The sequence below is a fragment of the Kitasatospora sp. NPDC015121 genome (assembly GCF_055562955.1).
In genome coordinates this window covers 1-11,522 of the sequence record NZ_JBVHEH010000052.1, presented here as the reverse complement: position 1 = coordinate 11,522, position 11,522 = coordinate 1, and the positions used below count along the sequence as shown (strand labels likewise).

Below are 11,522 nucleotides of genomic sequence, written 5' to 3'. Positions count from 1 at the left end.
TCTGACAGTGTCAAAAGGTTTATCCAGCACTTTCGCGTCGACTACGGGAGAACGTCTCGCGCGGAGCTTCTGTTTGCGATTCAGCATCGTTTGCCGGCAGGGCGACAGGTCTTACAGCGCGCTGCCTTCCGACCATCGGTCCCACGGCACACTCCAGTCGCCGTTCTGCCACAATTCGAGAGGGGCGCCGCCGGTATTGCGTATCTCCACGACATCTCCGGGAAGCGAAAAATCATAGAACCATTGAGCATTGGCGCGACTGAGGTTCAAGCAGCCGTGTGAAACATTGGTATTGCCTTGCGCCCAGACTGTGTCTTCGAGTTCGTGAAGGTAAATTCCGTCGGTGCTTATTCGGGTGGCGTAGTTGATTTTTTCCTTGTACCCCAGCCGGGAATTGACGGGAAGTCCGTAGGTCGACGAGTCCATGATCACGGGGTTGGCCTGATCGAGGACGGTGTAAATGCCTGGTTGGGTCCAGAAGGAGATCGTTTGGCCGTTGACGAGCTCGGTTCCTCCCATGCCCATCGATGTCGGCATAGTGCGCACAGTTTTGCCGTTGCTCGTGACCGTCACTTGCTTGGTCGTATCGTCGGCGACGGCGATATGCGAGTCGCCGATGGTGAATGCAGTCGTGGCGTCTTCCTGTCCGAACAGTCCGCCACCGAGCGGGACGCCGAAGACCGCAGCCCGGACCGTGACCTCGGTGCCGGGGGGATAGTACGCACGAGGTCGCCAGTGAACATTCTGGTCATCCACCCAGTACCACGAGCCTTCGAGCGGCACCGACGTTTGCACAGTCAGGCTTTTCTCCGCCGCTGCACGATCGAGGATCGGCTCGTCGAAATGCGTGACAATAACGATCCCTACCCCGAAAGTGCCACCATCTGTGAGGAGGTTACCCCCGGCCGTCACGAAGGATGGTTTGGTCAGGTTCCGCGGCTTGACTGTGGAGAAGGTGCTGGACTGATCGAGACGTGAGCCATCGTTTTGGGTGGCTGACGCTGTCATCGTGTAGGTCTTCCCGTAGTCCAAGGACGCGCCGGGTTTCCACACCTGCCGGTCAGGGGTGAAGATGCCATCGACCACAGCCCCGCCCACTTCGGTGAGCACTACCGAGTCGAGCCTCCCGCCAACAGATTCCACCGTGACCGGATCAAGGGGGTTGACGGTATCTGTCCCCCCGGAAGGAGTCATCACCAGCGCGGAGACAGGAGAGTCGTTCTCGGCGGGCGCACCCGTGTCACTCGGTGCGGACTGCGGTGCTGTGGAGGTGCATCCTGTCAGCGTTGCGACCATAAGGACAAGGACGACTAACCCTGTATGCCGTGTTGAGGCCATAATTGTTCCTTCACGTCAGTGGGTGGGGAGCGCCGACGAAGACAGTGATTCGCAAGGGACGCAAGTAATCAGATGGAAGATCAGAGCGGACAACGAGAAGAGAGGCTTCGACGGACAGGCCTAGCCACTCGCCAGTTTCCGGATCAGTTCTGTTGCAAAAGTGCTTGCATCGCGGTGATCTCGGACTGCTGTGCGGCGATGATATCGGTAGCCAATTGCTTGGCGTCGGCGTTGTCGCCATCGGATAGTTCCGATTGGGCCGTCGCGATCGCGCCGGAGTGATGTTCGATCATCATCTTCAGCCACGCGGTGTCGAAGTCCCCATCGCGCAGCCCCTCCAATTGAGCGATCTGCTGCTGGGACATCATTCCTGAGGCATTGTCCGCGCTCGTGCCCACCGCTCCCATCGATTGCGCAACACCCAACTTCGCGCAGATCATCGCGAAACCCTTTGAGGTGTATTGATTGGGCTCAATCGGTGGACGCAACATTCGAGGTCAGGAGGGTGTTGTGGGTCGTCCATCGGATTGGGTGCGGGAAGTAACGGGCAGGGCTCCGATGAGGTCACCGGGAGCACCGGGCCATCCTCGGTCGAAGGAACGGCAGTTTTGGGACCAGATCGCCACAGGCAAGCTTCCTCGTGAGGCAGCTGACGCTGTCGGCGTGGCGCAAGCGGTTGGTCAGCGGTGGTTCCGGCACGCTGGCGGGATGACGCCGTATTTATGGCCCGCGCCGGCAGGCAGGTACCTTTCTTTGGCAGAGCGTGAGGAAATCGCGATCCTGCACGCCACCGGCCACGGAGTGCGCGCGATCGCGAGTGCCATCGGAAGGAGCCCGTCGACGATCTCGCGGGAGCTGCGGCGTAACGCTGCCACGCGTGGAGGCACGCTCGAATACCGCGCCAGCGTGGCGCACTGGAAAGCCGAGTTGTTTGCCCGCCGCCCGAAGACCGCCAAGCTCACGGCCAACGATCGGTTACGGCACTATGTTGAGGACCGACTCTCGGGCCGGATCACCAAGCCGGGCGGCGATGCTGTCGCCGGACCGCTCGAACGGCAATGGAAAGGCTTGAACAAGCCCCATCGTCAGGACCGCCGATGGGTGAAAGCGTGGAGCCCCGAGCAGATTTCGAACCGGCTACCAATCGATTTCCCGGATGATCTGAGCATGAGAATCAGCCACGAAGCCATCTACCAGTCCCTGTTCATCGAGGGCCGCGGCGGCCTGCGCCGCGAACTCATCTTGTGCCTGCGCACCGGCCGTGCTCTGCGCATGCCGCGGGCAAGAGCAAAGCGTGCTGCCTGGGCTCACGTGAGCCCGGACGTACTGATCAGCGAGCGTCCCGAAGAAGCCGACGACCGTGCGATCCCCGGGCACCACGAGGGTGACCTCATCATCGGTACGGACAGGTCCGCAATCGGAACCGTCGTCGAGCGCACAACCGGATACACCACCCTCGTGCACCTGCCACGGGAGCGTGGGTGGCGACAGCAACCGATCACCAAGAACGGGCCGGCACTGTCGGGATACGGAGCGGTGTCGATGAACAGAGCGTTGACACAGGCACTGGCGTCGATGCCCACCGAACTCAAACGCTCGCTGACCTGGGACCGCGGGAAAGAGATGTCCGCACTCGCCCAGTTCACCATCGACACCGGGCTGAAGGTCTACTTCGCCGACCCGCACAGCCCGTGGCAACGAGGCACCAACGAGAACACGAATGGACTACTGCGCCAATACTTTCCGAAGGGAACTGATCTCTCGCGATGGAACCCAGACGATCTCGCGGCAGTCGCCCACGCTCTCAACACGCGACCACGGAAACGACTCCAATGGCGAACCCCCGCTGAAGCTTGGGACGAACACCTACGATCAATTCAACAGCAACGTGTTGCTTCGACCGGTTGAATACGCCTTGACTTCCGCGATCGGCGTGGAACACTGCACCGGCAAGACCGCCGCGGGTCAGTGCTGCGGCACCTAAGGCATCTTCGACGAGTTCGGTACGCATGTGCTCGGCGATCGACCAGCCCACCAGGCGGCGGGAGAAGCAGTCGATCACCGTGGCCAAATACAAGAACTCATTGTCCCCGCATGGCAGATACGTGATGTCACCGACGTATCGGGTATTCGGTGCGATCGCGGTGAAATCACGGTTGAGCAGGTCCGGCGACGGAGTGTCGGCTGGTTCGGCGATGGTGGTGCGGTGTTTTCGGCGCAGTCGCAGGCCCTCGATGTTGTTGGCGCGCATGATCCGTGCGATCCGTTTGTGATTGATCCGCTGGTCGGCGGGTTGTCCGTGATTGATCTCGGCGGTGATCCGGGGCCGCCCGTAGGTGTTGTCCCACCGTGTGGACGGCGCGGATCTTGTCGGCGAGTTCAGCGTCGGCTGCGGCCCGGGCGGCTCGTTTCTCGGCGGCGTTGATCCATGCGTAGTACGACGAGCGGGCGATATCGATGACCTGGCACAACCGCTTCACCGGGTAGGTGTCGGAGTGGTCTGCAACGAACTGGAAGCGGTTCACCAGTTCGTCTCTCCGGCGAAATATTTTGCCGCCGACCGCAGGATGTCTCGCTCAGTTTCGAGCTTGGTTTTCTCCGCGCGTAGGTGTGCGACCTCGGCGCGGAGCCTGGCGGCTTCCTGCTCGGGTGTCTCGCCGGTGCCGGGCCCCGGAGCGGTGGCGGCGGGTCTGCGGATCGGGATACCCGCATTTCTCAGCCATGTGGTCAGGGAGCCGTGGGATACGCCGAGATCGGCGGCGATCCCGGCTACGGTCGCGCCGCCGGTGTCGCGGTACAGCTCGACTGCGTCGCGGCGGAACTCTTCGGAGTAATTTTTCTTTGCCATCGGGTTAGATCTTCTCGCTTTCCCTGGTCTGAGACCAGGATCAAGCGTGTCCAACCCGCGGGGTCAAGGCCCGTCGATGCTAAGTTCCGCGCTGCTCAGGGCGGCTTTTTTTGCAAGCCTGTTGACTGGATTGGAACGAGGGGGCGTGAGTGTTAGTGGGATCCTCCTGCAAAAAGTTGTCAGGTGACTGCAGTACTATCAAAATCGTGACCGACGAGAATGACATCCTCTATCACTACACAAACTTCGGAGGATTCTCCGGCATCATCAAAAGTCAAAAGCTCTGGGGAACCGATATAAAGTATCTAAATGATGCTCAGGAACTCAAATACAGTGCCGGGTTGATGGCCGAGATCTTTCACTCCTTGGCTCAGGAACTACCTGACCTTACAGAGGAAGAGCGGAGGGAGTGTGGTGACTTCTTCACGACCGAGGGGCCCGACCATCGAGATCCGTCGTACCTTGGACCAAAGAAACATGCACTTCGAGCCGCCGCCTGGTCGCTTGCGGCTCTCGTAGACGAGTCACAGCCGCAGATGCCATACGATTGGAAATGGGCGAACGGGTATGTCACTTGCTTTACTACCGAACGTGACTCGCTCGGGCAGTGGCGTGGATATGCAGGTGGTGATGGTTTCGCCGTAGGTTTCGATCGGGCGAAGCTAGCGGAGCTGACCTACCAATGCTGGGATTACAAAGCAGGAAACCGAATGGAACCGGACGGAAGAGGTTGGGTTGATGCTCCGATCCCTGGGCCGCGACCCATCTTCTATGGTGACGAGGCGCGGGCCGAAAACTTGAATTTGGTTCAAAACTTCCTCCGTTCACGTATTTCTGAAAAGCCAGCTGCGGTTAACTACTTCAACTTTGTCACGGAGATGTTCAACGCCGCCGGTCGGTTGTGCATGACTCTGAAAGATGAATCATTCCAAGCTGAGAAAGAATGGCGACTTATCGCTATGTTCGCAGAGGCGTCCGCGCGACTGAATTTCCGGCAGGGAAGCTACGGTACTGGAGGCGTGGTTCCGTACATCGAGATCGGTTTTCCCCGTGACGCCATTGTGAAGGTTGTGATCGGGCCAGGTAATGCGCCAGATCTACGAGAGAGAGCAGTTCGTCAGATGTTGGAAGCCAACGGATATGCGATCGGCGAGGTTGATCTAGAGAGATCAAAAGTGCCGTACCGGGGTTGAACCCTCGACTGACCGGCGGCGTCCATCGCCGCCGAACATGTCGGGTCCCCGAACTATTCTTGAACCCGCGACGAGCCTCAGGTCGCCACACTGACCAGACCGAAGCGAAAGCCGAAGTCCTGAACTGCAACAACCCTTGCAGCTCGGTCACACGTGGCGACCTGATTCTCATTTGTGCACCACAAATCGGCGGTGCCCGTATTGCGGCTCTCGGCAAGTGTGCGCTCGAAGCGGAATTTCTGGGATGCAAAGAATCGAACACCTGAGAAAGGTATTCCACGCCGCTGACCAGCGCAGTCGATCATTTTCGGGAGATGATCGTCCGCAACACGAAACGGAACACCACAGCGGTACCGGCTCCGACCGCGACACCGGCCAGGAGAACCCCGACAGCGACACCGAGAACTGTGGCGGCCACGGTCCCCAACGCGACATCGGCAGGCGCCGGCCGAGGACTGGTGATCGCACTTCCCCTTTCGCGACAGTCGACAACGGACTCGCACAGATCATCACGCGCCGTTTGACGAGGAAGTCGGACCCACGCTGTTCAATGGGACAGGAACCGACTACGAGGAGATCAGGCTGTGCGGGCGCTACGCAAACAAGAGCAGACCGGGCATTATTCGGTCGGATGCAACCGAGCAGCGTCAGCAGGAGTGAGCCGCCGGACCACGTAGTGCGCATCGCGGCCTACCCCACGTAGGGATGCGGACGAGAGGCTTCGTTGCCATTCCAGTCCCACGTACCCGAGCCCTGGGTGGGTGGTGGACAGGCCCTTCCGGTGGCGGGGATGGCCAGTGTCGGTGAGTGCCCCGAGTTCTGCGAGGTAGTCCAGGTTGGGGGTGTATCCCGTGGCGAGGATGACCGCGTCGACGGTTGTTGTGGTGCCGCCGGGCCAGAAGGCTTGGTTTCCTTCGAGTTTGGTGAACATGGCGCGGCGTTGCGGTGTGCCGGCGGTGAGCGCGGCGCGGTAGCGGCCGGTGTCGAACACCGGCGACGTCGGTGGCCGCGAGAGAAGATGCCCGATCGGGAGGGCGTCGATTCCGGTGTACTTGAACCAGAAGTGCATGTCTCGGCGTAGGGGTCGTTGCGGCGCGAATGTCACGGGGTTTCGGCTGGCCAGGATCACATCGGCTGTTTCGGCGAGCTCGGCAGCGATCTGTACTGCGGAGTTCCCGGCTCCGACCACGATGACGTTCTGCCCGGCGTAGGCGGTGGGTTCGCGGTAGTCGGCGGCGTGCACAACAGTCCCGGTGAAGGCATCCAACCCTTTCAGTGCGGGACTGTGTGGAGTTTCGAATCCTCCTGTGGCGGCAATGATTCGAGGTGCGGTGAAGGCGGATCCGCTGTCGGTCCGGACGGTGAACTGGCCGCCGCTGGTGGTGACGGTATCGGCTCGTTCGTTGACGTGAATGTCCACATCGAGGGTCTTTGCGTAGCGGCGGAGGTAGTCGACGACTTCGTCGCGTCCGGGATAGCGGTCACCGTCGCCGCCGAACGGTAGACCGGGGAGGGAGCTGTACTTTGCTGGTGAGAACAAAGTGAGGCTGTCGTAGTACTGCGGCCAGGAGCCGACGGGTTCGCTACCCGCTTCGATGATCGCGGTGTCGAGCCGCTGGCGGCGCAGATGATGGGCTGCGGCCAGGCCGGACTGACCGCCACCGACGACAATCGCGTCGTAGTACGTCATGAGAATTGTCTTTCGGTCAGGAAGTGATCGGAATCGTTGTGGTGGTGCGGAGGGCGGGGATGGTTGCTGCGCTGATCACGGCGCCGACGAGGGCAATCGCTCCGAGGACGAGGTAGGCGTGGGCGTAGCTTCCGGTCCAGGTGGAGAGCACGGTGCCGGCCCACGGAGCCAGGGCCATGACGATGACGATCGGTGCGGACATCAGCCCGTTGAGGCGCCCGTAGTGTTCGCCGCCCCAGCGGTCGGTGATGGCGGTGGCCTGGATCAGGGTGAAGATGCCGCGGACCAGTCCGGCGCCGACGGCGATGCCGATCAACGCCGCCGTAGAGCTCGCCAGACCTAACCACACGGTGCTCAGACCGGCAACGGCGATGACCGATACCGTGCGTACGCGGACACTGGTCTTCGCTGCGAGTGGTAGGTAGAAGATGCGGCCGATGACCTGGCCGGCGCCGCCCAGCCCGAGCGTGAGTGCGGCGAGGCTGGGACTGAAACCGCGTTCGATCAGTAGCGGTACGAGGTTGAAGACGCCGGCGGATGCGGCGAAAGCGGCTGCCGCGAGGGCGACGATCAGAGCAAGGAATGGGAGGCTGCGTGAGGTGCGGTGGTAGTCGCCGGGCTGCGCGTGGGGCAGGCGGATGGGGTCGGGCCACCCGCCACGCAAACCCCAGATGTGTCCGGGGATGGTGATCACAGCCAGTATGGCGGCGAGCACCAGGTAGGTTGTGCGCCAATCGAATCGATCGGCCAGAGCGACAGACAGTGGCGCGAACACCGTGCTGGCCAGACCCGCGGCGAGGGTGAGAATCATCAGTGCTTTGACGTAGTTGTCGCCGTACCAGCGAGTCAGTGCGGCGAATGCCGGTGGATACAGCACCGCGCCCATCGCGATGCCGGCGAACACCCAACCCGCGAAAAACAGGGGGAGGGTGTGAGCTGTCGCGATGACCACCAGTGCGGGTACAGCGAGTACAGATCCTGTGGTCATGACCCAGCGGGGCCCGTGGCGATCGAGGATCCGTCCCACCGGTATGCCGACGGCGGCGGCGGCGAGTTGGCTGACCGAGAACGCCGCCACGATCACAGCGCTCGACCATCCGGTATCGCGGGAAATGGCTACCGACAGAACGGGAAACGCGTAGTACAGAATCCCCCAGCTGGTGATTTCGGTCAGACACAGCGCCACCAGGACCCGCCGCAGCCCCGACGGATCGAGGCTGACGGGGCGAGGCGGATCTTCGATGGTCGTCATCGGCTGTGCCCTATCCGCAGGAGTTGGAACTGCCGGAGGGACTGGACAGCGAGATCAGCTCCGGAGCAGGTGCGGCGCAGCAGCCACCCTCGGATTCCGCGGTATCGGGTTCGTCGAAAACACCAGCGCCGCCGCAGACTCCGGTTTCCGGGAGGATCAACTCCACCCGGGCGGCGGCCTCGTGATCGCCGGCGAGTTCGGCGGCGATGCTGCGTACCTGCTCGTACCCGGTCATCGCCAGGAACGTCGGCGCGCGGCCGTAGCTCTTCATCCCCGCCAGGTACATACCCGGTTCGGGATGGCGAAGTTCTTTCGCGCCGTGCGGATAGACCGTGCCGCAGGAGTGGACGTTCGGGTCGATCAGAGGCGCCAACTGTGTCGGGGCCTGCAGCACGGGGTCGAGGCCGAGTCGGATTTCCGACAGCCACGACAAGTCGGGGCGGAATCCGGTCAAGGTGACGACGTTGTCGACGTTCTCGATCCGGGTGCCGGCATCGGAGACCAGTGCGAGCTGACCATTGTCGGCGGATTCGACGGCGGCGGTGCGGAAACCGGTGACCACGGTGAGAAGTCCGTCGTCGACAGCCTTCTTCGCGCGGAGTCCGAGTGCGCCGCGAGCGGGCAGCTCGTCCGACTCACCGCCGCCGAACGCGGAACCGATAGCCCCGCGGCGAACAGCCCACGTGATGCGCGTACCGGGGGCTTGCTTTTCGAGTCCGGCTAGCGCGACGATGGCAGTCAGTGCGGAATGGCCGCTGCCTGCGATGACGGTGTGTTTCCCGGCGAACTGGGCACGGATCGCCTCGTCGTCGAGGTCGGGCACACGGTAGGTGATCGCGGCAGCGGCAGCCCTCTCGCCGAGGGCGGGCAGTCCTTCCCCGCCGAGCGGGTTCGGGGTGCCCCAGGTGCCGGAAGCATCGACGACGGCCTGGGCGAAGACGCGGTCCTCGCTGCCGCCTGGGCGGCGCAGGTGGATGGAGAGAGGTTCGGTATCGCGGCCGGCGTCGACGACCAGGTCGCGGCCACGTCGGGCGACGCCGATCACCTCGGTGTCGAACTGCACCGCATCACCGAGGGCGGCGGCGAGGGGTTCGAGGTAGAGCTGACGCCACTGCTGTCCGGTCGGGTACGCATCTACGTCGGGAGCGCTCCACCCGTTCTGCTCGAGCAGACACTGCGCGGCGGGATCGACGAGTTCGGACCAGCGGGAGAAGAGCCGGACGTGATTCCATTCGGCGATCGCCGTACCGGCGACGGCGCCTCGCTCAAGCACCAGCGGCGTGAGTCCTCGTTCGCGCAGTTGCGCGGCGGCGGCGAGGCCGATCGGTCCAGCTCCGATCACGACAACGGGTAGTTCGGTCATCACAAATTCCTTTCATCGACAATGATCGATCTTTAATTCGAACTGTATCGATATCAGTCGATGAATGCAACCATCGACGAAGGTCGATATAGTGTGTGCATGACATCGCTGCAGACCCCGACGGTGCGCGTCGGCGATTCGGACCCAGGTGCGGTCGACTCGAATGTGCTCGAGCAAGCTGACGCCGACACCTACGCGCAGTGGTTCGCGTGCCTGGCCGAACCGATGCGGGTGCGGCTGCTGCACCGCGTCGCGAGCGCTGCTGGCGGCATCACGATCGGGGCTCTCGCCGAGGCGTTGGGGATCGGGCAGCCCACGGTCTCCCACCATGTACGTAAGCTCGCCGATGTGGGATTCGTCAGCCTGCGCAAAGAGGGGACCAGCACCGTTGTCGCGATGAATCCGACGTGCTGCGTCGCGTTGCCGCAGGCCGCCGACATCGTGATGGGAGTTCTCGCGCCGCGGCCGTGCTGCCCGAGCGATCTTCCTGACGATGTCGCCGTCCGGGTCATGTCCGATGACGACTGGGACGCCGTTCTGCGGATCTACGGCGAAGGGATCGCCACGCGCAACGCCACTTTCACCACCGAAGTCCCCAGCCGGGAGTATCTCGATGCGCAGTGGCTGCCGAATCATCGCTGGGTCGCCACCATCGACGATGTCGTCGTCGGCTGGGCTGCCCTGAGTTCGACCTCCGGGCGGGACTGCTACCGCGGAGTCGCCGAAAATTCCGTCTATGTCGCCGACGGGATGCGCGGGCGAGGTGTCGGAAAAGCGTTGCTACGCAAGCAAGTCATGGCAGCGGACGCGGATGGGCTCTGGACCCTGCAGACGTCGATCTTCCCTGAAAATCGCGCCTCCGTCTCCCTGCATCACTCGGCAGGGTTCCGCACCATCGGGATCCGCGAGAAGATCGCCCAACTCGACGGGATCTGGCGCGACACAGTCCTGCTCGAACGCCGAACGGCAGCGGATTCCTGATTTTCTGAACCGCCAATCGAAGCATTTTTCGGCAATCGATCCGCCATATGTGATCAGCAACTCGAAGCAACCCCTTAGCTCGAGTGCAGAGTGAATCTGCTGAGACGTGATTCCCGCTGTAACTGGCAAATTATTCGTGGGCTGGTGTCACGTCCTCCTGCAGTGAGTTCTTGAGGGCTCGGGATCAGCGGCTTCACAGCAGAGCGGTCACCGTCGGGGATGTACGTGCAGACGAACTGGAGCGGGTGAAACTGAAAGTCTTCGCGAGTCGCCGATCGGAGTGTGCAACGCCGCCTGCATCTACATGCCGGTTGAGTATCACATCTGCTGCTCTCGCTTGCCTGTCACTCGGCTGCCCGGTAGCTCGATTGGGCAGGACTGTGCAGATTGTTGCTGAAAAGCGGTCGGTCCATGCCAGGGGTGCGGAGGTCGAGCGAGGACGGCTAGACCACGGGTTGCGCGGCGTCCTTGTCGAGAATTCCGTCTCTCTCCCACGGCCACGTCATCAGAGCCCAGATGATGAATACGATTGTCATCCCAGAAAACAGATACACCGGCCACGGACCCATCAGGTCCAGCAGCGATGCGGTGGAAGGTTTGGCGTTGAGAAAGCCGTAATTGGTATCGGCGATGCGATTGAAGATGAAAGTGACTATCGCCCATGTCAGCGTGACCAGTACCGCGAAGCGGTAGCTGCGCCATGTAGGTCGCATTCTCCGGCCCCACGTGAGATAGATCGCGGCCCAGACGACAAACAGGTGAATTGTCGACGGCCATCGTAAGCTCCCCACTGGCGGCCATTTATGGCGCATTTTGTGGCCATGGTTTCTCCCCGCGTACGGCCAGATAGTTCCCCA

General features: G+C 62.1%; 8 protein-coding genes and 2 pseudogenes. 3 read left to right on the top strand and 7 right to left on the bottom strand.

Annotated elements, in window-relative coordinates:
- Nucleotides 1–111: 111 nt before the first annotated feature.
- Nucleotides 112–1,194: an Ig-like domain-containing protein gene (locus ACZ3J7_RS38680; protein ID WP_029537725.1), complete on the bottom strand. Its 1,083-nt coding sequence runs from the start codon at nucleotides 1,192–1,194 to the stop codon at nucleotides 112–114.
- A gap of 287 nt (nucleotides 1,195–1,481) precedes the next feature.
- Nucleotides 1,482–1,799: pseudogene (locus ACZ3J7_RS38675) on the bottom strand (DUF305 domain-containing protein); the annotation flags it as partial.
- Nucleotides 1,800–1,896: 97 nt separating this feature from the next.
- On the opposite strand from ACZ3J7_RS38675, the gene ACZ3J7_RS38670 reads away from it, so the two are divergent.
- Nucleotides 1,897–3,246: an IS30 family transposase gene (locus ACZ3J7_RS38670; RefSeq protein ID WP_231783878.1), complete on the top strand. Its 1,350-nt coding sequence runs from the start codon at nucleotides 1,897–1,899 to the stop codon at nucleotides 3,244–3,246.
- A gap of 10 nt (nucleotides 3,247–3,256) precedes the next feature.
- On the opposite strand, the pseudogene ACZ3J7_RS38665 reads toward ACZ3J7_RS38670, so the two are convergent.
- A pseudogene (locus ACZ3J7_RS38665) lies at nucleotides 3,257–4,186 on the bottom strand (IS3 family transposase); the annotation flags it as partial.
- A gap of 206 nt (nucleotides 4,187–4,392) precedes the next feature.
- On the opposite strand from ACZ3J7_RS38665, the gene ACZ3J7_RS38660 reads away from it, so the two are divergent.
- A complete protein-coding gene (locus ACZ3J7_RS38660) occupies nucleotides 4,393–5,379 on the top strand; it encodes a DUF2971 domain-containing protein (RefSeq protein WP_125053176.1) in 987 nt (328 codons plus the stop codon).
- Nucleotides 5,380–5,998: 619 nt separating this feature from the next.
- Here the strand turns inward: ACZ3J7_RS38660 and ACZ3J7_RS38655 are convergent.
- Genes ACZ3J7_RS38655 through ACZ3J7_RS38645 form a run of 3 tightly spaced genes read right to left on the bottom strand, consistent with a single transcriptional unit; the run spans nucleotide 5,999 to nucleotide 9,684 of the window.
- Nucleotides 5,999–7,069, bottom strand: coding sequence for a flavin-containing monooxygenase (locus ACZ3J7_RS38655; protein ID WP_125053174.1), 1,071 nt, complete (start codon nucleotides 7,067–7,069; stop codon nucleotides 5,999–6,001).
- Nucleotides 7,070–7,085: 16 nt separating this feature from the next.
- Nucleotides 7,086–8,321: an MFS transporter gene (locus ACZ3J7_RS38650; protein ID WP_298782394.1), complete on the bottom strand. Its 1,236-nt coding sequence runs from the start codon at nucleotides 8,319–8,321 to the stop codon at nucleotides 7,086–7,088.
- 10 nt (nucleotides 8,322–8,331) lie between these two features.
- Nucleotides 8,332–9,684 carry an NAD(P)-binding domain-containing protein gene (locus ACZ3J7_RS38645; protein WP_298782400.1) on the bottom strand — a complete coding sequence of 451 codons (1,353 nt, stop codon included), beginning with the start codon at nucleotides 9,682–9,684 and terminating at the stop codon, nucleotides 8,332–8,334.
- Between the two features lie 99 nt (nucleotides 9,685–9,783).
- On the opposite strand from ACZ3J7_RS38645, the gene ACZ3J7_RS38640 reads away from it, so the two are divergent.
- Complete coding sequence (locus ACZ3J7_RS38640; protein WP_037131630.1) at nucleotides 9,784–10,665, top strand: helix-turn-helix domain-containing GNAT family N-acetyltransferase; 882 nt, start codon at nucleotides 9,784–9,786, stop codon at nucleotides 10,663–10,665.
- Between the two features lie 443 nt (nucleotides 10,666–11,108).
- Here ACZ3J7_RS38640 and ACZ3J7_RS38635 read toward each other — a convergent pair.
- Nucleotides 11,109–11,522, bottom strand: a 414-nt coding sequence (locus tag ACZ3J7_RS38635; RefSeq protein ID WP_352101978.1) for a TMEM164-related integral membrane acyltransferase, incomplete at its 5' end; no start/stop codon positions are given.